The sequence below is a fragment of the Persicitalea jodogahamensis genome (assembly GCF_014651615.1).
GTDB lineage: Bacteria > Bacteroidota > Bacteroidia > Cytophagales > Spirosomataceae > Persicitalea > Persicitalea jodogahamensis.
Map to the genome: position 1 here is coordinate 2,360,310 of NZ_BMXF01000001.1, position 23,015 is coordinate 2,383,324.

16 protein-coding genes are annotated in these 23,015 nt (G+C 50.9%); 6 read left to right on the forward strand and 10 right to left on the reverse strand.

Translation table 11 applies throughout. The features are described from left to right. Positions 1–224 precede the first annotated feature (224 nt). The 10 genes from IE117_RS09760 to IE117_RS09805 form a co-directional block, all read right to left on the reverse strand. Positions 225–818 (reverse strand): YdeI/OmpD-associated family protein, encoded by a 594-nt coding sequence (locus IE117_RS09760; protein WP_189564090.1) that lies wholly within the window; start codon positions 816–818, stop codon positions 225–227. Further along, positions 818–1,336, reverse strand: coding sequence for a DinB family protein (locus IE117_RS09765; protein ID WP_229580589.1), 519 nt, complete (start codon positions 1,334–1,336; stop codon positions 818–820). Before IE117_RS09765 ends, IE117_RS09760 begins: the two co-directional genes overlap by 1 nt. 50 nt (positions 1,337–1,386) lie before the next feature. Further along, the gene (locus IE117_RS09770; protein WP_189564091.1) at positions 1,387–2,049 is read right to left on the reverse strand and encodes a hypothetical protein; all 663 of its coding nucleotides are present in this window, start codon (positions 2,047–2,049) and stop codon (positions 1,387–1,389) included. Positions 2,050–2,058: 9 nt separating this feature from the next. Next, positions 2,059–2,775, reverse strand: a complete 717-nt coding sequence (locus IE117_RS26475) for a DUF1801 domain-containing protein (RefSeq protein WP_308439277.1) — start codon at positions 2,773–2,775, stop codon at positions 2,059–2,061. Between the two features lie 1,165 nt (positions 2,776–3,940). Continuing rightward, positions 3,941–5,773: a sulfatase-like hydrolase/transferase gene (locus tag IE117_RS09780; RefSeq protein ID WP_189564092.1), complete on the reverse strand. Its 1,833-nt coding sequence runs from the start codon at positions 5,771–5,773 to the stop codon at positions 3,941–3,943. Between the two features lie 23 nt (positions 5,774–5,796). Further along, positions 5,797–7,263 (reverse strand): sulfatase family protein, encoded by a 1,467-nt coding sequence (locus tag IE117_RS09785; protein ID WP_189564093.1) that lies wholly within the window; start codon positions 7,261–7,263, stop codon positions 5,797–5,799. Positions 7,264–7,399: 136 nt separating this feature from the next. Then, a complete protein-coding gene (locus IE117_RS09790) occupies positions 7,400–8,860 on the reverse strand; it encodes a RagB/SusD family nutrient uptake outer membrane protein (protein ID WP_189564094.1) in 1,461 nt (486 codons plus the stop codon). Positions 8,861–8,878: 18 nt separating this feature from the next. After that, positions 8,879–12,316, reverse strand: coding sequence for a TonB-dependent receptor (locus IE117_RS09795; protein WP_189564095.1), 3,438 nt, complete (start codon positions 12,314–12,316; stop codon positions 8,879–8,881). A 168-nt stretch (positions 12,317–12,484) separates the two neighbouring features. After that, entirely contained in the window at positions 12,485–13,498 is a 1,014-nt protein-coding gene (locus tag IE117_RS09800; protein WP_189564096.1) for a FecR family protein, read from the reverse strand. Between the two features lie 11 nt (positions 13,499–13,509). Beyond that, complete coding sequence (locus IE117_RS09805) at positions 13,510–14,067, reverse strand: sigma-70 family RNA polymerase sigma factor (protein WP_189564097.1); 558 nt, start codon at positions 14,065–14,067, stop codon at positions 13,510–13,512. A 547-nt stretch (positions 14,068–14,614) separates the two neighbouring features. On the opposite strand from IE117_RS09805, the gene IE117_RS09810 reads away from it, so the two are divergent. From IE117_RS09810 to IE117_RS09835, 6 genes are all read left to right on the forward strand, one after another. Further along, complete coding sequence (locus tag IE117_RS09810; RefSeq protein WP_189564098.1) at positions 14,615–16,102, forward strand: sulfatase family protein; 1,488 nt, start codon at positions 14,615–14,617, stop codon at positions 16,100–16,102. 73 nt (positions 16,103–16,175) lie between these two features. Then, complete coding sequence (locus IE117_RS09815; protein WP_189564099.1) at positions 16,176–17,180, forward strand: family 43 glycosylhydrolase; 1,005 nt, start codon at positions 16,176–16,178, stop codon at positions 17,178–17,180. A 140-nt stretch (positions 17,181–17,320) separates the two neighbouring features. After that, a complete protein-coding gene (locus IE117_RS09820) occupies positions 17,321–18,706 on the forward strand; it encodes a sulfatase (RefSeq protein ID WP_229580590.1) in 1,386 nt (461 codons plus the stop codon). Position 18,707: 1 nt separating this feature from the next. Continuing rightward, positions 18,708–18,935: a hypothetical protein gene (locus tag IE117_RS09825; RefSeq protein ID WP_189564101.1), complete on the forward strand. Its 228-nt coding sequence runs from the start codon at positions 18,708–18,710 to the stop codon at positions 18,933–18,935. 229 nt (positions 18,936–19,164) lie between these two features. Next, a complete protein-coding gene (locus tag IE117_RS09830; protein ID WP_189564102.1) occupies positions 19,165–20,706 on the forward strand; it encodes a DUF8769 domain-containing protein in 1,542 nt (513 codons plus the stop codon). 31 nt (positions 20,707–20,737) lie between these two features. Further along, complete coding sequence (locus tag IE117_RS09835; protein WP_189564103.1) at positions 20,738–22,984, forward strand: DUF7133 domain-containing protein; 2,247 nt, start codon at positions 20,738–20,740, stop codon at positions 22,982–22,984. Positions 22,985–23,015: the final 31 nt, after the last annotated feature.

The window sequence follows — 23,015 nt, forward strand, 5'->3', positions numbered from 1 at the left end:
AAAAAACAATTGTCCAAATCTACACCTTGCCGCGAAAAGTATTCTCTTGTTTTTGCTATTAATTGAGGCCGACCACCTAATAACCGTTCCGACTTTTAGGATTGGACGAATCTGATGGGGCATTGGGGACAGGATGGTACTTTTGGGTTTATGGTGAAGGGTTTGCGATTCTCTGGAGAATACGAAGTGGCGTGGAATGCATTTTATCTTATGAAAATGATTCCTTAACCTTTTTTCCATTGCGCGGCCCGCTTGTTCTCAGCTGCCAGTGCGGCGGCTTCTTCAATGCGTTTCTTTCGGGTAGCGGGGCTTTTGGCGTTCAAAATCCAGTTCAGTATACCTCTTCTTGCGGATTCCGGGAAGGTCGCGAAGTTTTCGATGGCATTGGGGTATCGCTCGAAAGCCTCCTGCAAATCATCGGGAATGACCCCGTTTTCCACGTCATTCAGGGCGTCCCACGTCCCGGTCTCCTGAGCGATTTTTACCATTTCCAATCCGGCGGGAGCCACGCGCTTTTCTCTCAGCAGGGGCTCGATTTTGCGCTTATTGATACCACTCCAATTACTCTTTGGGCTGCGTTTCGAGAAGTACTGAAAATAACTGTCTGCGTCGCGTTTGTTGGGCTTGCTGTCCACCCAGCCGAAGCAAAGTGCTTCGTCAACCGCTTCAGGGTAGTAGACGCTGGGCGTTTTGCTTCGCTTTTTGTAAATAATCAGCCATACGCCCTTTTCGACAATATGGTTGGCTTCCAGCCATGCACGCCAGGCTGCGGCCGTTTCTGCGTAGAAAGTGGGTATGCCATCCTCGCGTTTCTCCATCAGATTTCGTTCTTGGCGTTCAAGTCACTAGTACTGTAAAAGCCCAGATCTTTATCTTTCAGTAGTTTGGTCCAAAAAGCGATTTGTCCTGCGTGGTAGGAATAATGCTCCACCACATGAATGACGATGCCGGTACCTGTCAGTGTGAATCCTTGCACCACGCGCTCAGTCAAAAGATTCGCCTCGTCCGCCGACTCGATCACTTTTGCGGCCTCCTGCACGGTTTCTTCCAGCTTCTGGAGCAAATATTTTTTGGAAAAACCACCTTGGGCCGAAAACTCTGCGTCGCGTTCACGTGTGTCGGGCTGCCGACCCAAACCCGAGATGATGTACTGGCGGATGTTGCCACATAGGTGCAAAATCAGATTTCCGACGCTGTTGGACGAGGCGTTGGGCCGCTGCCATACTTCGGCTTCACTCAGGAGGTCCACGCACCGCGTAATGCGGGGGGTGTTTATGTGGAAATAGTGAAGAGACTGAGACTTGAAATCGGCAGATAGCGGAGAGTGCATGGGCATAGAGATGGGTGGTTAATGTTTTGAAAGAAATTTAAGAGAAAAATGCCAGCTCATGAAATTAACGCCAAAATTGAATTTCGTTTCCACAACGCCCACACAACTACCATCACTACGCCCAGAACGATGATTGCCTTACCATGCCTGCGGTCGCTTTCACCAAAAGTGTACACCCGCTCGCCATTGGGCAGGGTTTTCTGTGTCGTGGCCATATTCCAGCCGATAAAAATCCCCACAACGCCTCCAAAAAGCGCAAAAAGGTAACCAATCCATACATTGGCCGTTTGCTTTGCTTCGGGTTGCGCCAGCTCCTCCAGCCTTGATTTTTTCAATAACGCCAGTAGTCTGGCATCGACATCGATGCCGCGCTCGCTCAGAACCCGCCGGGCCAACTGGTAATCAAAGGCAGACCACTCATCGGGACTGGCCAGAATATCAAACAGTTCTTCATCCTTGAACCCAAACAGGTAGTGACTCGTGTCCACAAACCTCACCTCGTCAGCAGCCATATCGTGCAGGAGTTCGTTTACCTCGGAGAAACGGGAGGGATGAACCTTGACAATATATTCCGGGGCGAGCGAGATCATGCTGATAGGGTCGATGCGCTCGCGATAGACCTCGGTTTGGTAAGGGATGGTGTGTTCTTCCAGCAGGTGCAGCAAAGCCAGGTACGGTTCTTCGTGACCGAAATTTTTAATCGTTAGAAATTCCTCCATGTGAGGGGCTTAGCGTTTTAGATTTTTTTCGTAAACAGCAATCCATTCTTCCGCGCTCATCCTCCCTGCCAAGTCGCCAATCAACTCGTAAGGAATCTCATTTGTTTTCTTGAAACGAATGCAGCTCTTACCCATGTCCAGCTTGTTTCTGCTGTATTTTGGAAATTCTGCTTTGAACCATTCGATCAGTTTCTCATCCGCGTAAAGTCCCATGTGGTATACCGCAATCCAATTTTTTTGTGAAGCGATATTGATAAAGGGCAGCGGTTGCTCGGGGTCGCAATGGTAACCTGGCGGATAGAGCAGGTGCGGCACAACATAGCCAATCATGCCATAATTCATGGTTTCGATAAAGCCTGCGGGAAGGTTCTTCCGCAGAACATCGCGCAACTTTTCCATAGCGACCCGCCGGTCTTCCGGAAGTTCGGCGAGGTATTTGTCGGGGTGTTCGGCCTGGGTTTTGATCGGATCGGGAGACATCTGATGGGTTTTTGGTAAGTGTTTCGCAAAGGAATGCTCAAAATGTACTAATAAAAAAGACCGATAACCGCTTCGTATACTACCTAATACCACGTAGGCGCCATTTGGTGATTTTATGACGCCTTTTAATGCTTCCTGGCGTATCCCCCGAACATCATAGTAGCGACAACAATCCACTCGAAAAACTTTTAACGGCCGGTGCGGGACAGAAAAAAAGCCCAGGCCGTAGGCCTGGGCAACTATCAATCGACTTAATGAAGGTGTGTGTGTATAGTACCTGGTTTTTTAATTCTATGCTGTCGATTGCATTGTGTATTGACAGTGACTCTCCATGCTTTCACTCCAAAGCTGATTTTCTTCAAGACTCACTACTATGGGCAACCAGCAGACTAAGTCGGCAGAGCATGGAGGCAAACCGTACGTATTGTCGCAATATATGACAATAAAAGTGATAAATATCCGAAAAGGTAAAAATAGACACATAATTTGCCTGTGTTTCACCAAATGAATCAAGAAATGGGCCTTGGAAAGCTGCTATTTGGAAGTATGAAGGTACTTGAAAGGAAAAAAATGCCACGTTAAGAATTTCTCTTCACTCTTTTAATGGGATACTTTCTTTACGGAAGTACCAAATAGCAAAAGGCAAGATTTCATTAAAACTACAACAAAATTTAGCCGTATGTCACCTTTTTCTTGGATTTGGCTGGGAATGGTACGATTTTAGGTTACTTATTTGTCAGTCCCCCTACATTTCCCCTCTAACCACATTGTATGTATGTTATTAACAGCCTTTTCAGCTTTGGAAATATAAACAAACCAGTATATGTATCACAAGTGACGCGGATCGAAAGGTCCCTCCCTGACCCATGGAATCCACATGTGTTGATGCTTTATTTTTACGGACATCCCTCTGACGGGTACGAAAAAATCATCCGCGTGTGGTTTTATCATTCGGAATTGACCAGGCATCTGGATTTAGACAACATCCGGGATCACTATCCAAAAATGGTGATAAAGTAGGCAGTTCAAGATTTTTCACCGCCATCGCGCACGAACGACGCGTTGATAAAATCAGGTCGCCAGTACCGGGGCTCAGGTCAACAAAGGCAGGCAAAAGAAGGATAGCGACCGCTTATCAGCACTATATCGCGTTTGATGAGCGAATAGTGCTCGATCCAAATCGCAATGGCCCACTACATAGGTGCAGTGGGCCATTGCGATTTGGAATAAACAAAGGCTACGGCTTAAAATACTACGCATTATTTTTCCAAAATCTGCGGATAAGTCCCTTTGTGAAATGGATATCAGCCGAAGTACCTCAGAACTATTTACCGAAAGGCCTGGGCAGTTTAGAGTGATTTCTAAGCCTTGCCAGCCGGAAACAGGCTGCTCCAAGGAAGCCACCTGCTTTTTATTTTCCCGCTGATGCCAGGATCTTTTCCGCCGCCCGCAGGTCGTAGTCGGCGTTTTTCTTCTTGTGGTCGATCAACTGCTTCACCGCCGGAAAGGCCTTGCTCGCTTCGGGGCCCAGTTGTTCCAGCACGTTCAGCGCCTGTACGCGGGCCATCTGTATGTCGCTGTTCAGGGCTTCGGTCAAAGTTTGCACGGCCTTCTCTTTTTCGCCCAATTTGGTCAGGGCCTCGGCAGCAGCGATCCGAACCGTGACCTCGGGATCGCTGAGCAGATTGATCAAGGTACCTTTTGCACTTTGAGCTTTATTGCCCAGAATGGTACAACCCGTAGCGGCCCAATACCGGATGACAGGATCGCCATCGGTCAGTTTTTTAGTGAGTTCTTTTAGATTTCTGGGATCACCCATTGAAGCCATTTCGGCGGTTTCGATTACCTTTTTTACATCGTACTTTCCACTGCGGGCGTAATCGAACAGAGGGGTAGTTTGTGAAATTTCCTCCATGCGGCCCTCGGGGAGAAAACCCACGTCCTTGATCTCCACCAAATAGTCGTGGTTGGCCTGACGCATCTTTTTCAGAAGGACAGCGTACTTTGGGTCACCGGCCAGATTATTGACGTTGTGTGGATCGGCCTCTACATCGAAGAGCTCTTCGACGGGCTTTGTCTCCCAGAATTTTTTTTGCACATCATTCAAAGTACCTGCCTTGTAAGCGGCCTCCCAGGAGCCCATCGATGGGGCCCTCCACAAGTATTCAATGTACTGCCCGTAAATTTTGTGCGGCATGTAGTTGCGGATGTAGCGGTACTTCTTGTCGCGTACGGAACGCACCAGGTCGATGCGCTCGTCCATCCGGCCCCGGAAGGCGTGGGCGTATTCACGCTCGGAGGCATTTTGGGTGCCCAGAAAAGCTTTGCCGCCCATGTACTCGGGGATAGGTACCCCCGCCAGACTCAGCAGGGAAGGGGCAAAGTCGAGGAAGGTAACGATGCGGTCGGTTTTGGTGCCGGGTTGGCCAGGTGCCAGATGCGCGTATTTTTTAGGGAAACGAATGACCAGCGGAATGTGCAGTCCCGACTCGTACATGAACCGCTTGCTGCGGCCCAGCACCCCGCCATGATCGCTGTAGTAGAACACGATGGTATTCTCGGCCTCACCCGAGGCTTCCAGATCGGCCAGTATTTTCCCCACGAAGGTATCCATGTCCTCCACCTTGTCGTAATACTGAGCCCAGTCGTGGCGCATCTCGGGGGTGTCGGGATGGTAGGGGGGGAGGGGTACCTTAGCTGGACTGTGGCGGAGCTGGTCGTTGGGGATGGATTTATGCACGCAGCTTTCGTGCGAAATGGTTGTATTAAAAATGGCGAAAAAGGGTTGACCGGGCTTGCGTTTCTGATACGTGGCGTCATGGCTCGATTCGTCCCAGGCATCCTCCTGGTCCTGATCCACATTGTAGTCCTTCTTGACGTTGTTGCTGGTATAGTACCCCGCCTCGCGCAGGTACTTGGGGTAGAACTTGACAAAATCCGGGGCAGGGTAGGTACTGCGCATGTTCTCGGTTCCCATCGAAGGGGGGTACATGCCCGTAATGAGGGTCGAGCGCGAAGGTGCGCACACGGGTGCCGTCGCAAAAGCGTTGGTATAAAGTACCCCCTGCGTGGCTAGTTTGTCAATGTTGGGCGTAGTCGCGAATGTGTCGCCATACGCCCCGATGAAAGGGCTATTATCCTCACTGACAATCCATAGGATATTAGGCTTGTCGGTCGTCTGGGCTTGCGCCAAAAAGGGTGCTGCAAATAGTAAAATGGCGAAGGCAATTCTGTAAGTTCTCATATAGGATAATTTGTATCTCTACTTTAAAAGGGTCCTTTTTTGTTAATCTGATCGGCATTTTTGGCCGCGCCGGGCATTTCGCCGCGCTGGTCTTTGGCGGGAAGCGGTTTGCCCGTGTCCCGGTGGTACCAGTCGGGCGTACCGTTTTCGGGAAAGGTATCTCCCGTTTCGTCCTGCCACTGTTTAAGTACCTTTTTCAGGGTGTCTACTTTTTGCGTGTAGGCCGGATCATCAATCAAATTCTTCGCCTGAATCGAATCGGTCCGCACATCAAAAAACTCGGCGGGTGGCCGCGGCGCGCGGAAGATGTCTTCCTGAATGGAAGTTAATGCCCCTTCCTGGCGGGCCGCTTTCAGATCAACCGCCGAAGGGCTTTGGTTGGCGTCAATGGGGCCTTCGTTGGTAAGTTCCGGACGTAGATTGATCAGGTACAGGTAGTCCTTTGTGCGCACCGCCCGCTCGTAGGCGGCGTAATCGTGCCAGTTATGTTCCGAAAAAACGTAGTTTCTAAATTTCTTTTGCGGATTCTTCAAAAGCTCAAAAAAACTCACACCCTGGACAGTTGCCGATGGCCCGGCATGGGCGGCCTGCAGTAGCGTGGGGGCCAGGTCGATGCTGCTGACCATACTCTCACACACGGCTCCCGTTTTTTTGATTCCCGCGGGCCATTTGATCACGAACGGACTACGCATCCCCGTGTCGTACACGCGTGTCTTGCTACCCGAGAAAGGGCGTCCGTTATCGGCCATAAAAATGATGATCGTGTTGTCGGCGATGCCCTGCCGTTCCAGTTCGCGCTGCAATTCGCCGAGGTAGCGGTCGATGCGCCCGATTTCGTTGTAGTAGGCCGCCAGATCGGCACGGGTACTTTTGGTATCCAGCAGGGTAGGGGGAATCGTGACGTCGGTACCGGGATTATGTGGCTGCGGGAAACTATCCACTTCTGACCAGGGGCGGTGGGCGTCGAATGCCGCAAACCAGAAAAAGAACGGTTTGTCTTTGGGGCGGGATTGCAGCAGAGGTACCCACTGTTGTTCACCGCCTTCGCCTACCAGCTTGCGGTCCGTAACCATGACATCATACGCGCGGCGGGTGTTTGGGCCTTCATGAAACTTACCGGAAAGCGCCGTAAAGTACCCCGCCTTTTTCATCAATTCCGGAAAATAGTCGAGGTGAGCGGGCAGGGGTGTGTGCAATTCCGCCGCCCCAGTATTGTGGGGGTACCTTCCTGTAAGAATGCTCGTGCGGCTGGGGCTGCACGAACTGGCCGTAAGGTAGAAATTAGTGAATTTTATCCCCTCCTTCGCCATGCGGTCGATGTTCGGCGTACGGATACGGGGGTTACCGTAGCAACCGATGTCTTCGGCCGAAATGTCGTCCCCGATGATGAAGATGATATTGGGGGGCGGCGTGGGGGCGCGATTCGGTGGTTCACCGAGAACTACATGAGTGATCGAAACAATAAAAAGCGTGAAGAGGTAGCGAAGCATAGTAATTGTAAAGTTGTCGGGCATTCTGAACTACTTGAAAAAACATGAAGAGCCAGGTTGATTGCAGGTGGCTGCTTTCAGCATCTACCTGAATCAACGTACGCTTTTAGCAATACCCCGGCATCGCACGAGCATCCTAGTTATAGTCGTTTTGCGTCAGCTTGGGATTGACGTCGATCGCGTTTTGGGGAATCGGGAAATGAAGTTTTTTCTCCGTAATGTTGAACCCCTTGGCTTTCATCACTTCTACCGCTCGGCCGGTTCGCACCAGGTCGAAAAAGCGGTGGAATTCGAAACTCAGTTCCATCCTGCGCTCGTGTTCAATGGCTAAGGCCAGGGTATTGTATTTCGCGGGGTACCCCGACGTACCGTAGCCCGGTAAGCCCACGCGCGCCCGTACCTGATTGAGGTAAGCGGGATCGCCCGTTACTTCCGAATACATGAGCAGGACATCCGCGTACCGAATGATTTCTACGTTCTGGCCGGCATAGCGCCAGTTGGGGTCGAAGAATTTCATGGTAAATGGATAGTTGATGAACTGCTTGGTTTCCAGATTCACGTAACCCGGGTACACCGTTATATTCTTTCGGGTGGAATCCGCTGCCTCAAATTCATTGATCAGGTCGGCCGTCGGCGTATTCATCCCCTCGCCCCGGAAAGTTTCATTGATGCCCGGCAGGTGAAAGGCCCAATGGTAGGGAGCATATATCTGCTGGTAGGTACTGTTCACGACATTTTGCCCCGCCAGAAACTGTAATTCCAGAATCGAGGATTTTGAGTTCTTGGTTGCGGGCTGAAACAGAAAAACATAGTCATCCTTGTTCACTTTTCCGTCCCGATTGGCATCCAACGAGTACACGTTGCTGTCAATGATCTCTTTGAGTTCCTTCCCGGCGTTGGCTTTATCGCCTTGCGTGAGGTACACCTTGGACAGCACAGCAGCGGCGGCGTACTTGGTGGCGCGTCCGATGTCGCTGCCCGTGTAAGAAGCAGGAAGATTGTTTTTGCTCTCCGTAAGATCCTTGATAAGCTGCTGATAGATCTTTGCTTCGCTCTCCCGTACGTAGTCGTAGCTTTCGTCTGCCGTCACCACTTTCAATGGCATCGGGATATCGCCCCATACCCGAACCATGTTGAAGAAAATAAGCGAACGGACGAAGGTGGCTTCGGCAATCAGTCGGTTCTTCATCTCGGGTTTGCTGAATGCCACTTCCGTTTTCTGCAATTGTTCGATGATGTTATTGCAAATGAAGAGCGCGTTGTAGCAGGTTTCCCAGGCCGTCTGGATTCTTCCGTTGTTGGTTTGAATCCGATATCCGATAATATCTTCTTCAAAAGTGGTTGCGCCTCCAGTGAACTCAATGTAGGTATTGTCGGAGTATAGTTCACCGTAGAGGTCTACGATACCCCGGGCATCGTACACCCGGTTGAGCTGGCGGTAGACATCGTCCACGGCCTGGACGAGTTGACTTTCATTCTTGTAAAAATTCCCCTGAGTGAGCTTGGTTTCGGGATAAAGATCCAGCTGATCCTGATTGCAGGAAACCAGAGCTAGGAAAATCAGGATGTATAAGCTGTATGATTGATTGGTTTTCATCACTGTATGGGAGTTATTTTAGAAACCGATGTTAATACCGAATGTAATTATCTTGGAAGTGGGGTAGGGCGAGTGAGATATGCCGCGTCGGTCTGCCCCACCTCCGTTGAAATTTTCAGGATCGAAAAGCAGACTGTTTTTCTTCGTCAGCAGGTTCAACCCGTTGGCATAAACCCGCAGGGATTGAAGCCTTAACTTGGAAAGTATGGCTGGTGTGAAGGTGTAGCCTGCGGTGATGCTCTTCAACCGGAAATAGGAACCGTCCACGATCCAATAGCTGGATGCCGTTTTTTCGTATCCATCCAGGTTGACGGTCAGCTTGTAATGGTAGCCATCCCCGGGCTCTGCCTCCGACCGCCATCGGTTTACCATCGCACCCGCGTAATTTCTTCCTTCGTGATACAGCATGGAACGGAGGATGTTGTTGTCATACACGTCGTTGCCCTGTACCCCCTGCACCAGAAAGCTGAAATCGAAACCTCCGTATTTCAGGTTATTGGTAATTCCCCAGATAAAATCGGGTGTGTTTTTGCCGATGATCGTCCGGTCGTCGGCATTCAGCACGCCGTCGCCGTTGATGTCGGCGTAGCGGCCATCACCCGGGGTAGCCGAAGCGTAATGGGACGGGTCGCTGTCAATCTCGGCCTGATTCTTATACACCCCAAGGTACTTGAACCCGTAGAAGCTGAATATGGGCTCTCCGATTTTGTTGATCGTCTCCATTCCGGAGCCCGACTGCAGGATCATAGGCGCATCACTCACTCCCAAAGCCAGTATCTTGTTGCGATTGTGGGAGTAGTTGAATTGCGTGGACCAGGACAGTCGGCGACCCGACAGGTTGTGGGTTGTCAGGTTGAGTTCAAGGCCCTTGTTCTGAAGCTTGCCGATATTCTTGAATACGCTCGTAAACCCGGATACCGTTGGAACGGGTACATCCAGCAACAGGCCGTCGGACTTGGAGATGTAGTAATCGGCTTCCAGGGTGATACGGTTGTTTAACAGCCCGAGGTCGAAGCCCAGGTTCATCTGCTGCGTCCGTTCCCATTCCAGATCAGGGTTGGTGATACTGCCCGGATAGTAGGTGGTAGACAGGCTGTTGCCCCGACTGATGCGTCCCTGAGCCATGGTACCTACCCAGCGATAATCAGCGAACCGGTCGTTGCCGGTGAATCCGTAACTGGCCCGTAGTTTCAGGTTATTGATGATCCGGCTTTTCATAAACGCTTCATCGGAAACAATCCAGCCACCCGAAATGGAAGGGAAAACGCCCCACTTATTGTTAGGGCCAAAGCGGGAAGAACCGTCGCGCCGGATGCTGGTCGAGAGCAGGTACTTTCCCTTGAAGTTGTAGTTGACCCGCGAGAAGTAGGAAATCAGGACACTCTTGCTGATGTCGTCCGTGGCCTGAAACACGGTGCGGCCGGCACTTAGGGCGTGGATCAGGTCATTGTCGTACCCTCTTCTCTGCTGGGTCGTCGAGTAGTAGTCATTGTTGTTGTACTCCATCCCGCCCAGCACGGAGAGTGTATGATCCCCAAAGCTTTTATCGTAGGTCAGCAGGTTCTGGGAAGTATAGTTGAGGATTCGGTCCTGACCGACGGTCATGGAACCTTCGTTGTAGTAGGTAGGGCCCATGTTGGGGTCGACGGCGAAATAATCGCTGTCATCCACCCTTCTGTAATAAAAATTCAGCGCGGTGCGGAAGCGCAGGCCGGGTAAAATATCAATTGCCGTGTGCACGTTGCCCAGGGCGTTGAAGCGCTTGTGCTGGATGTCGTCATTGATCCGGTACAGGGGGTGCCCGTTTTTGGGCCGGAACAGAATGGCATCATACTTTTCGAAGCCTGGCGTCGTGGCCGGGCCGCCGAGGTACCCGTTGGTGCCGAAAACGGGGAAAACTGAGGGGTACTGCACGGCCCATTCCACAATCCGGTTAAAAGGCTCATTTTCCTTGTCATAGCTCAGGCTCATGGTACCCCCTACTTCCAGCCAGTCCCGTACCTTGGTGACGGCTTTCACGCTGAATGTGTATTTCTGGTACGCGGAGGTAAGAACGATTCCCTGTTGGTTGACATACCCACCCGATACGGTGAAGTTGGATTTGGCGTTGCCTCCGCTGGCGTTGAGGTCTATTTTTTGCATGGGGGAAGTTCTGAATATCTCATCCTGCCAGTCCGTCTCGATCAACTGACCCGGCGTATCAAACTGGGTCGGCCAGGTGTACTTGTACTGTTTGCGGGCCTCGATGGTGTTGGGGGCGTTGGGATCTCCGCCGGATTCAATCCAGCCGTTCTGTGCCGCATCGATGGAGGCCTGTGCGTACTCGGCGGAGTTCATGACATCGATTTTGTCAATCGCTCTCTGGACGCCGTAAGTATAGTTCAGGTTGAATTTTGTCTTGCCTTCTTTCCCGCTTTTGGTGGTGATTAGTATGACCCCGTTGGCGCCCCGCGACCCGTAGATGGCAGCCGATGAGGCATCCTTCAAAATCTCGATTGACTCGACATCGGTGCTATTCAGGATATTCATATCGTAGGTAGGTAGGGGCATGCCATCGACGACAATGAGCGGACTGCTGCTCGCCGAAACCGAATTGATGCCCCGAATCTGGATGGAGGAGGAGGTACCCGGACGCCCGTTGCTGGCCAGCACCTGGACACCGGGAATTTTGCCGTACAAAGCCTGACCCACTTCTACTACGGGGCGGCTGTTGATTTCCTGATCCATTTTGACCGAACCGACGGCACCCGTCACATCGCTTTTCTTCTGAGTGCCATACCCTACCACCACCACTTCGTTCAGGGCTTTTGTGTCGGTAGCCAGCGTGACATTCAAGGTAGTTTGGTTTCCTACGGGGATTTCCTGGGCCAGGTACCCCACAAAGCTGAATACAAGTACGGCCTGATCATCGGCTACGGAAAGCCGGTAGTTTCCGTCCTGATCGGTCGTTGTACCCTTTTGAGTACCTTTCTCCAGAATGCTCACTCCCGGCAGACCTTCCCCTTCCTCGCCGCTGACTTTGCCGGTTATAGTTCGATCCACCACTTTCGCCAGGGTAGGTTCAGTTGGAGAAGTCAGGGTGCCGGTTTCTTTTTTTTGATTCTTGAGCAGGATGCGGTTTTCCGATACTACATAGGTAATGGAAAGCGGACGGAGCAATTCATCAAGTACCCATTCCAGTTTTTTGTTGGTCACTTTCAAGGTGACTTTGTGGTCGACTCCGATCGCGCTTGAACTGTACAGGAAATGTACCTCGGCCTGTTTTTCAATAAGCGTAAGCACTTTCTTGAACTCAGCGTTCTCCACGTCGAGTGAAACCGTCTTACTGAGCAGATCCTGTCCGGAGCTCTTATGGGCAAAGGAGAATCCACACAGCAGGAAGCCGAGTACTATCTGCTGAAGGGATATTTTTAGTGTCAGCCAAATTAGGTTTGGCACCTGTAGATTTTTAAGCATGTTTTTGGGTTGGTTTAGGTAATAGCCTGGTTTATGATTTACCCTTCAATAGGCCGCTTTTTGAGAGTACCTCGATCGGTGCATGGCGCATTGATTCAAGGGGGGAAGAAATGATCGTTTTTCATGTCGTAGTATGTAGGGGTTTAGGTATGTAGTGCTGAAAGAAACTCACAGGCAGCTTTCGCCGAGAATGAAGATGGTCGTGCCGCGGGTTTCCAGTTTGGCACCCACCGATTCACAAATGAACTTCAGCTGCGTGTACATGGGCAGACCGGTCAGGTCACCCGTAAAGCGGCAGTGCCGCAGTCCCGATCCTGACAGGACGATCTCCACACCATATGCCTCGCGGATGTGATCAATGATTTTTCCTATGGACTCTTCCTGAAAAATGAATCCTGAACCGGGCGTGGGCGCGACCAGAATTTGGGGAGAGTCTACGATACCCGTGCGGATGGTATGTAGTTTCGTGTCGAATGACGCCTTTTGATTGGGCGTGAGGATAACCCCGTCAAGTCCATTGCTTTGGCGGGTCTGTGTGGTGTAGACGGATACCTTCCCCTTTTTTACCGACACCTCAATGGATTTGCCATTGGATGACGGTTTGATATGAAAACTAGTGCCGAGTACCTCGGTGACAATGCCCCCGGAATGCACCAGAAAGGGTACTTTCTCATTGCGATGGATGTCGAAAAAGGCCCCGCCGGTCAGAAAGACCGTCCGCGTTTTATGTCCGAAATTTTCATCCACTACAATACTGGCGTTTTTCTCGAGTATGACGGAACTGCCATCGGCCAGGTATATTTTCTGTTTTGAATTGGCCGTATTCCTGGTTTCGATCCCGTGTTGTGAGGGTGTTTGGGCTACTTCGGGTACCCTCGAAAATTCAAAGGCAAAAACAGTCATTATAATGACGCAGGCTGCCGCGGCGGCGGCCCGTGCCCAAATGGGTAGGATTTGTATTTTCCTGAATACCCGCTGGATTGGGTTTGAAATTTCGGATCCCAGTCGGTTCCATATTCTTTTTTCAGTATCATCTGCTTCCGAGGTATCCAAAAAATCACCTGTCTCGGTACTTTGACTGTGGGCTTGGTCAGCCCAGTTTGTCAGCAGCGCTATTTCTTCGGGCGAACATTCTCCCAACAGATACCTTTCGGTCAGCTTGTCGAATTCTTGTACGGTCATAGGTACTGCGGTCAGTTATCGGAGTGAAAATTTTGCAGCTGATGCCGAAGCAATTTTAAAGATTTGGTAATGTGGTACTCCACCGCCTTTTCGGATAGATCCATTTTTGAGGCGATGGTTTTGACCGGCAACTCATCCATTTTACTCATTCTGAAAATCCGGGCAGTCTTCTCGGGCATTTGGGTCAATACCTTTTCCACCGCCTGCGAAAGACTGTGGGGGCTTGGTATTTCATTAGTCTGAAAATTGTCGAATACCTCGTGCAACAGCACGTGTTCCTGATATTTGCGGAGGTTAATCCGCGCCTTGATGGACTTATTGGTAAGGTTTCTGGCGGCAATAAATAAATACACCTTGAGATTCTGAATGCAGACCGTTTGTCGGTTCTGCCAAATGCTCAGCATCAAATCGTGCACGATTTCTTCGGCATCTTCTTTCGTGCCCAATTGCTGAAACACGAATCCGTACAGGTAGCGCCAATATCTTTTATAGATTGCCTCATAGGCATTCGGGTTGCTTTTTTTCAGTAAGTGCACCAATTCTTCGTCAGTCAGATTCGATTCGCGCATGAGTCTACTATCCGGTTTTCTGCATAAGGTTCTCTTTTGAAGCAAAACCCCTAAATTAATTTCTACTTTTTTTTATCAGAGTGCCATTTCTCTTAAAGTCAGCCTACAAAATCATTCTCTTCTCTTCCACCGGTCAGAGGCGACAGCGAGTGCTTTTGCAGCTGTTTTCAACAGGAATCCTTGGAAGAGGAAAGCTTCTTTCTGAGAATGAAGATGGGATCACACGTCCCGCCAATTGGGTGACCATTGCAGTAAGAGCGGGCAGATGGAAGCTTTTGTCCGATCAGAAAAGGAAAAAATCGAACTTTACGATATCAGCGATGGCCCGTTTGAGCGACAAAAGGTGGCCCGGACTATTTCGATAAAAGCACAGGTTTTGGTAAAGAAAGAAAAGGAAAAGGGGATTGACCCAATGCGAAGAGAAGCTATTTCTCTTTTTTTCGTCATTAGTTAAAATCGCCTTAGGACATTGGGAGAATGAATGCCTCTGTATCGGTATAGGCCAATTTCAGATAGTGAGGCCTGACAGCATCATAAGAGAACTACTATGAAAAAAGGAACCATGAGCACAAAGCATAATGAATCTTCTTACCGTTCCATACCAGCGTTGGCTTTGCAAAGTGTTCTTTTGAGTTTTCTCACTGTGCTGGGGGTGTGTGCAGGCGGGGCTTCCACTGAGGGGCCAGGAAAGAATGCTCCCCACGATCGTCCTAACGTATTGTTCATCCTTACCGATGACATGGGGTACGGCGACTTATCGGCCTACGGAAGCCCGGTCAATCATACGCCCAACCTGGATAAACTCGCGGGCTGGGGCATGAAAATGGGGCACTGCTACGCGGGTTCGGCGGTATGTACTCCTTCAAGAGCCAGTATTTTCACGGGTCGCTTCCCGCTGCGTTACGATATTCAATGGGCTTTCACCGATAATGAGGAGTACCTGCCCGTTCAGGAGCAGTCCATTCCGAAACTCCTGAAAGCGCAGGGCTACCAAACCGCCCATATCGGCAAGTGGCATCTTGGCGGCATCCGTATCCAGGACTTCGAAGCACGAGCCGCCGGAAAACCCGCCAATCCCGGCCCCCACGAGCATGGGTTCGACCATTACCTGTGCAATATCGAGGATCCGATCGTGCGCAAGGATTTGATCAGCAACCGGTTGCTCTACCGCGAGGGAGGTACCACGATGGTGCGCAATGACCGTCGCGTCCCACCGCAGGCAGGCAACTGGGAGACGATCAAGGTGGATGAGGCTCTGGCCTTCATGCAAAAAAGCCGGAAAGACCAAAAGCCCTTTTTCGTCAACCTCTGGTTCGATACGCCCCATACGCCTTATGAGCCCATTGAACCCTTCGTGGAAGAGTTTGCAAAGCGCGGCGCCACGAGCGATCAGCTGTATGTGCGCTCCATGATCAAGCACCTGGATACGCAAGTCGGGCGGTTGCTGGAATACCTCGACAAGAACGGACTGCGGGAAAACACGATCATTATCTTTGGCTCCGATAACGGGGCGGCAACTCAGCTTTCTCCGGGCCCTTTTCAGGGACATAAAACCGATCTGCACGACGGTGGCATCCGCGTACCCTTTTTCGTTTCCTGGGCGGGGAAGATCCCGGCCCAGTCGTACAGCTTCCAGCAGACCCACTACACCGACCTGCTGCCTACGCTTTGCGAAGCGCTGCGAATCCCCTACGACAAGTCACTTTGCGACGGCCAAAGTCTGTGGCCCCAATGGCAGGGGGCACGCGATGTGGCCCGCAAGACGATGCTTTGGCAAATGGACATAACCGAGAAAACGGGCTACCAGGGGCTGGGGGGGCGGCCGTTGCCCGTGGGTTCGCTGGCGGCCCAGCGCGGCAAATGGAAAATGCTGGCCACCGAGCAAAAGCCCGTGGCCCTCTACGATACCGAAGCGCAGTACCGCGAATACACCAACCTGCTGGGTACCCAGCCCGAAGTGGAACAGTCCCTCTGGGCGGAGATTCTGGCCTTTTATCAGGCCAAGCGCAAAGGCTGGAAGGAGGCGAATCCTTAGCCAGCCGCCAGGGACCCATGCTACTTTCCTTTTGGGGAGAGAACCGGAAGCCACCAATGAACAAATTTGAAAGATGAACAGCATACACTGTTGGTGGGGCCTGGCAATGACCTTGGCCAGCACAATGATTTCCTACAAGCCGGTAAAAACCACGGGCAAATCGGTGATGGCCTCTGATTCGGTTAAATTTTCCTACCAGGCAATTACAGGCATTGGACTGGATAGCCTATACAACCGGCGCGACAACAGCGACATTATCAAGGTCGGCAACAGGTACTACGTGTGGTACACGAGAATGAATGTCCCGGTCACGGCGGGCTACTGGGGGGCGATCTGGTACGCCACCTCAGATGACGAAGGGTTCACCTGGACAGAGCGAGGCATGGCGCTTGGCCGTGGAGAAGCGGGCAAATTCGACAGTCATGCCGTATTCACCCCGAATATCCTGGTGTATGAGGGTAGGTACTACCTGTACTACACCGGAGTAAAGCCGACGCCCGGAAATCCAAAACAGGCATTTGAAAATAACTCCATTAACGATGTTACGGCGCTCGGCCTTAGCGTGGCAGATACGCCCGATGGCCCCTTTGTGAGGGTAGGGGACGGGCCGATTCTCGAAATCAGTCGCGATTCCTCCGCGTTCGACAGCTACCGTATTGATGATGCCAGCCTCTTGGTACGCGATCAAAAAGTTTGGCTCTACTACAAAGGCCGCTCCATCGCCCACGGTCCCAAAGGTCCGGCACTTACCAAAATGGGGGTAGCCTTTTCCGATAATCCCGAGGGGCCGTACCGGAAGCACGGGGTTCCCTTGCTGGACAAAAGCCACGAAGTACTTATTTGGACCATGAACCAGGGAGTGGCTTCGCTGGCTTCACTGGACAGTTTCCTCAATTTCGCGGCGGATGGAATCCACTTCTCTAAGCTTCAAAACAAAATGACCGGCATTCCCATGGCTCCCGGATTGTACCGCCCACATTTGGAGGGAGATCACACCAGAAATGAAACCCCTGGCTGGGGCATTGCCATGCGCGCGAGAAAAAACGTTACCTACCTCGTTCGTTTCGAAATGAAGTAGCCAGGCTTGTTTCCATAAACCTTTTGCACCGTTCAAAAATGATATATACATCGAGTAAAGCCCCCAGGTGGTGCCGTATGCCGACCGGGGGGATTGTTTTGTTCCTGCTATTGGGTTGTACAAAAGGACCCCACAACAGGGTGCCTGCGAAGCCTAACGTGGTTTTCTTTCTGGTCGACGACCTGGGCTGGACGGATATCGGTGCCTTCGGCAGCAGCTTTTACGAAACCCCCAACATCGATGCCCTTGCAGCCCGGGGCATGAAGTTTACCAGCGCCTATGCGGCCTGTCCGGTCTGTTCGCCCACCCGTGCCAGTATCCTGACCGGCAAGTACCCCGCCCGCCTCAAAACGACCGACCATTTTGGTGCCCCACAACCCTCCGAAGTGAGTCGCCACTGGACCCGCAACAAACCGCTGCTCCCGGCAGAATTCCTGACCCAAATGCCCCTGGAAGAAATCACGTTGGCCGAAACCTTCAAAAGCAATGGCTATGGTACTTTCTTCGCCGGCAAGTGGCACCTGGGCGAAACGCCGGAATTTTGGCCCGAGTACCAGGGGTTCGATGTCAACAAGGGCAGTTTCTCGAAAGGCCAGCCCATGGGAAACCACTATTTCACGCCTTACGACAATCCCCGCCTGACCGACGGCCCGCCGGGCGAGAATCTGACGCTCCGCCTGGCCGACGAAACAATTTCGTACATCGAGCAAAATAAATCCAGGCCCTTCCTGGCCTACCTCTCTTTTTATGCCGTACACAATCCGCTGGGCGCTCCCCAGGAACTGATTGATAAGTACACCGAGAAACGGAAGCGGCTCCAACTGGACGATCAGTGGGGGAAAGAAGGCCAAAACAAGGTCCGGCTGAATCAGAGTCTGCCGGTGTATGCGGCCCTGGTGGAAACCATGGATCGCGCGGTGGGTAAGGTGCTGGCTGCCCTCGAAAAAAACGGACTGGATAAAAACACCATCGTCGTGTTCATGTCTGACAACGGCGGGCTGGCGACTTCGGAAGGACAGCCTACCTCCAACATGCCGCTCCGGGCCGGGAAGGGGTGGCTCTATGAGGGCGGGATCCGGGAACCGATGGTCATTCACTGGCCGGGCGTGACCAAAGCAGGTGCGGTCAGTGACCAGATCACCACCAGCACCGACTTTTATCCCACCCTGCTGGAAATGGTCGGAATTCCGGGCCTGCCCGGCCAGCACCTTGACGGGCTAAGCCTGGTACCTGTGCTCAAAGGTAAAAAGTTCGATCGGGGGGCAGTATTCTGGCACTACCCCCACTATGGCAATCAGGGCAGCTCGCCCGGTTCGGCGGTCCGGCAGGGCGACTGGAAGCTTATTGAATGGTTCGAGGAAAGTCGGCCCGTCGAGCTGTATGATCTCAGGGATGACCTGGGAGAACAGAACAACCTGGCGGCTACCCGGCCCCAAAAAGTGAAGGAACTACTGGATCTGCTGCACACCTGGCGAGAGGAAGTCGGTGCCCGCCTGCCGAGCAAGAACCCGGCGGCTAAATTGTAAAATGCCAAAGATACGTCGCTCAATAAAATGGAAGCATTATCAATCGAATTTTGGCTTCAATAATTTCCCCATGGACGAGCTTGGCGCTACGGCTCCTAAGCTGAAAGCAAAAGCCGAAAAGATAAATTACCTGCTATTCATGTGGCTACGGACGGGCCGCGCGGTCCTCGAATTTTACCGCAACCAGAAACTGACTACCGAGGAGGTTTCTTTTAAGTACCAGGATTAGGGGTAGTCTGAATTAAATCAGTCTTGATTTTAGGGAAAATAGGTTTCGAATTGAAAGGGCATGGGTAGTTCACTGCCTGATTTGTGAGCCTGACTGTATTGATTTTCGGTCCTTCCCGATGTATGGTGGCCTGGGTTATATACAGGTGGAAGTACCATAACTCTAACTGTATAACAAACCCATCCTGTCCCTTCATATTCAATACCCCTTATTCAGTAGTATTAATACTATGAAAAAGTACCTCCTCATTTTTACTTTGATAGGCTTTTCCAACATTCCTGCTTTTGCGCAAAAGCAGGAATTGATTTCAAAGAAATATACCTACAATACCCTATCTTCCTACCAAAAATCTTTGCTCGAAGATGTCATCGCCCTGGATTTTCCGAAAGGTTCTGAGCTGTCAAAAACATTATCGGATCATGCCAGTATCAGGAACATCACCCGCCTGGCGGAAGCCCTTTTGTTTCGAAATCAGGCCGGTGACAAGGAAAATGCCATCACCATTCTGAGATGGCTTTTAAAGTACCAGTACCAGGATGAAAAAAGTCCCTACTACGGCATGTGGCAAACCAATGCCACCAATGATCGTAAAGACCAGAATTGGCGTGAATTCATTGGCTGCGATTTGATTATCATCTATCACAACTATAAGAATACGCTTCCCAAAGACGTGGTTGAGGCGATCGAGACAGGCCTGGTGCATGCCGCCAAAGGGGCCATGAAGCGGGATGTTACGCCCTATTACAGCAACATTTCGATCATGAGCGCTTTTATGATGGAATATGTGGGTAGCCGTTTCAAAAATGATGCACTAAAAAATGCCGGGTTGAAGAAAGCAAGAGCTATTTTTAATTTGCAGCAATCCAACGGTTCATTCAGCGAGTACAATTCGCCTACTTACTACGGCGTTACACTCATCGGTATAGCCCTGTGGCGGGAAATGGCTTTTTCTGAGGAAATGAAGACCATGGGCAGGAGCCTTGAAAAGGCCCTCTGGCATGAAACGGCTATGCTCTACAATGCCAATTTGCGAAATATGGCAGGCCCGTATTTTCGGGCCTATGGTATGGATATGCAAAAGTACAATGCCATCATCGGGCTTTGGATGGCCGTTGCGCTGGATAGCGAGAACCTTGCGCCTATTCCGGGGATCAAAGGCGGAAAGAATGGCGAAATGAGTAACCTGACCCCTATTTTTCACCTGGGGCTTTCGATCCCTAAGGGGGATTTGGCTGAGTTCAGGTCTTTTACGAAGCCTCGGTATGTCTCCAAAATCGTACCGAGCAACTATACGGGCGATACGCTCAAAAAGGTGACACATCAGATTGAGAAAGAGTGGATGATGGGAGGGCTTTGGGGTAATCTCAGGAAATGGGACCAAATCAAGACGGGTACCATTCATTGGAAAGCCGCCGATGGTAGTATAGGTTGGTTGTTGGTGCCGGGCAATGCAAAAACCAATGTCAAGGTGAGTCAAAAACAAATGGGCATTTATCTGGCCGATGCTTCAGCCAAAGCAATTGAACTATTTGTTTATTCAAAACAGGCTACGGTGGGTGACTTTACGGACAAAAACTGGAAGCTCCCTTCTATGGATTTAGCCATAAGTACGAGTCTGAAAAGAAGTAGTACCGAAAAGGGAAAACCCGAACTAGTAAAGCAATTTGTTGAGGACAAAAGCGACTATCCCTTTGTTGTAAGGGTAGTGTATGAAGTACCGGCGAATTGGGATGTGGAGAAACCTTTGCTAGAAATAACCCCCAAAAAATAACCTCCTCTTAAAAAATACGAATCAAAGAATAATGAACAGTCGATTAACCAGAATAGCAGCGTATACAACGGCCGTAGTTTCCATTTTTATCATGGGCTTTGGCCTGACCCCCACCGATTCCTCTAAATTTTCTCTGAAAGACTATCAGGTAGAAGAGGGTTTCGATCTAAGTTTAATTGCGGCCGAGCCCTTCCTGAAAGCACCGGTAAGCCTTGACTTCGATAATAAGGGCAGGATGTGGGTGGTGGAAATGATTGGGTATATGCCCAACCTCGAAGGTATTGGTGAAGATGTACCCAACGGCCGGATTTCCATTTTGGAAGATTTAAACCATGACGGTGTGATTGACCACTCCAAGGTATTTCTGGACAAACTCGTACTACCCCGTGGACTGGCGCATGTCTATGGCGGACTGCTGTATGTGGATGGACCTAAGCTTTGGTTTGTAGAAATAAAGAATGACAAGCCCGGCAAAAAAACGCTGGTGGATCCGGTGTACGCCGAGGGAGGCAATGTGGAGCATTCGTCCAATGGATTGATGATGAACATCGACAACTGGATCTACAACGCCAATTATAATTTCAGGTACCAACTCAAAAACGGCAAATGGGTGAAAGAGCCCACTTCGTACCGGGGTCAGTGGGGCATCACAAAAGATAATTTTGGGCGGCTATACTACAATAGCAACGCCACCCAATTGAAAGGCGACTATGTGTTGCCCAACAAAGCGATTCAAAACAAGTACTTCAAGCCTGTCATTTCCGAAAACCAAAAGATAGCCAGTGACCGGGTTTATCCCATTCATCAAACATCGGTCAACCGGGGCTACCAGAAAGGGGTACTGGATGAGGAAGGCTTTCTGATTGATGTTACGGCGGCCTGCGGGCCTTTGGTGTACAGGGGTGGTACTTTCCCGGATTCCTATGATCAAAATGCGTTTACCTGCGCTCCGGAAGTCAACCTGATCAAACGAAACGTTCTGACGTTCAACGAAACACGTATCACGGCCAAACAGGCCACCGAAGGCAAAGAATTTATCGCCTCGACGGACGAGGGCTTCCGCCCGGTTAACTTATTCAATGGGCCCGATGGCGCCATGTATGTCGTGGACATGCACCGGGGGATCATTCAGCACAAGGCCTATATCTCGCAGTACCTTACGGAACAGTTGGGGCTTAAAAAACTGGATACCTTGCAGAACGCCGGACGTATTCTGAAAATTACAAACAAAGCCGGCAAACTCAACGCCGTTCCGGACCTGTCGAAGGCTTCCAGTAAGGAATTGATGGCCATGCTAAGCCATCCAAACGGCTGGCTACGGGACCGGGCGCAACAAATTCTGATCCAGCGGAAAGACCTTTCCATCGTGAAGGAGTTGAACACCCTGGCCAAAAGCAGCAATGCGTACCTAACTGCTGTTCATGCCCTTTATGCACTGGATGGCCTGAATTCGCTTAGTTACGGTTCATTGTCCTCTATCTTCAACCAATCAGAGCAGCCGGAAACCATTGCGCACGCACTTGGGCTTTTGGGACGATTTGCGACGGTGCCAAATGTAAAGAGCATGAAGAACTTGTCTACTCAGCTGCTGGCCAGGAACAACACCATGCTTGACCTGTACTTGTCCATGTCATTGAGTCCGTGGGTCAGATTATCCGGGGCTGATTTCTTCCCGACACTATCTGCTATTGACCAAAAACGTCATGCGCAACGCCTATTTCAGGAGGCCATCGTGAGTAGTCTGGAAGGAAAGGAAGAGAAGTACCTTCAAACGATGAATCCCAGCGACGAGCTGAAAAGAGTGCTGACAACGGTCCTTGATAACCATCGGAAGGAGGAACTGAATCCGATTTTTGTGAAGCAAACCAATACCGTGGATGCCCGCACCAAAGGCTTGCAATTGTACCGGACTATTTGTGCCGCCTGCCATGGTGCCGACGGAAAAGGGATACAGGACCTGGCCCCACCGCTCAAAGGCTCCGAATACATCGACGGTTCCATGAAGCGCCTGGCCTCCATCATCCTGCACGGCATCAGCGGCCCGATCCATGTCGATGGGAAACTGTATAAATTGAACAACGATATGCCCGGTATGGTCAACAACAGTGCTATTTCCGACCAGGATATTGCCGATATTATCAAGTATACCCAAAATGCCTTTGCCAAATCCCCGAAAGGAATCGCCCTGGACGACATCAAAAAGATGCGGGCCCAAAAACCTCCGGGAAGTGGCGTTTTTGACGAAAAGCAACTTTTGGAGACTGATTTTGAGAAGTAGGGGTACTTTTAGTAAAGCAGATTACAAGCCC

What these genes read in the sequence shown, in the direction of transcription:
- IE117_RS09760 (WP_189564090.1), bottom strand. Translation starts at nt 818, where the DNA reads ATGGAGAAACGCGAGGATGGCATACCCACTTTCTACGCAGAAACGGCC.
- IE117_RS09830 (WP_189564102.1), top strand. Translation starts at nt 19,165, where the DNA reads ATGAAAAAGTACCTCCTCATTTTTACTTTGATAGGCTTTTCCAACATT.
- IE117_RS09815 (WP_189564099.1), top strand. Translation starts at nt 16,176, where the DNA reads ATGAACAGCATACACTGTTGGTGGGGCCTGGCAATGACCTTGGCCAGC.
- IE117_RS09780 (WP_189564092.1), bottom strand. Translation starts at nt 5,773, where the DNA reads ATGAGAACTTACAGAATTGCCTTCGCCATTTTACTATTTGCAGCACCC.
- IE117_RS09770 (WP_189564091.1), bottom strand. Translation starts at nt 2,049, where the DNA reads ATGGAGGAATTTCTAACGATTAAAAATTTCGGTCACGAAGAACCGTAC.
- IE117_RS09825 (WP_189564101.1), top strand. Translation starts at nt 18,708, where the DNA reads ATGCCAAAGATACGTCGCTCAATAAAATGGAAGCATTATCAATCGAAT.
- IE117_RS09785 (WP_189564093.1), bottom strand. Translation starts at nt 7,263, where the DNA reads ATGCTTCGCTACCTCTTCACGCTTTTTATTGTTTCGATCACTCATGTA.
- IE117_RS09790 (WP_189564094.1), bottom strand. Translation starts at nt 8,860, where the DNA reads ATGAAAACCAATCAATCATACAGCTTATACATCCTGATTTTCCTAGCT.
- IE117_RS09765 (WP_229580589.1), bottom strand. Translation starts at nt 1,336, where the DNA reads ATGCCCATGCACTCTCCGCTATCTGCCGATTTCAAGTCTCAGTCTCTT.
- IE117_RS09795 (WP_189564095.1), bottom strand. Translation starts at nt 12,316, where the DNA reads ATGCTTAAAAATCTACAGGTGCCAAACCTAATTTGGCTGACACTAAAA.
- IE117_RS09805 (WP_189564097.1), bottom strand. Translation starts at nt 14,067, where the DNA reads ATGCGCGAATCGAATCTGACTGACGAAGAATTGGTGCACTTACTGAAA.
- IE117_RS09810 (WP_189564098.1), top strand. Translation starts at nt 14,615, where the DNA reads ATGAAAAAAGGAACCATGAGCACAAAGCATAATGAATCTTCTTACCGT.
- IE117_RS09835 (WP_189564103.1), top strand. Translation starts at nt 20,738, where the DNA reads ATGAACAGTCGATTAACCAGAATAGCAGCGTATACAACGGCCGTAGTT.
- IE117_RS09800 (WP_189564096.1), bottom strand. Translation starts at nt 13,498, where the DNA reads ATGACCGTACAAGAATTCGACAAGCTGACCGAAAGGTATCTGTTGGGA.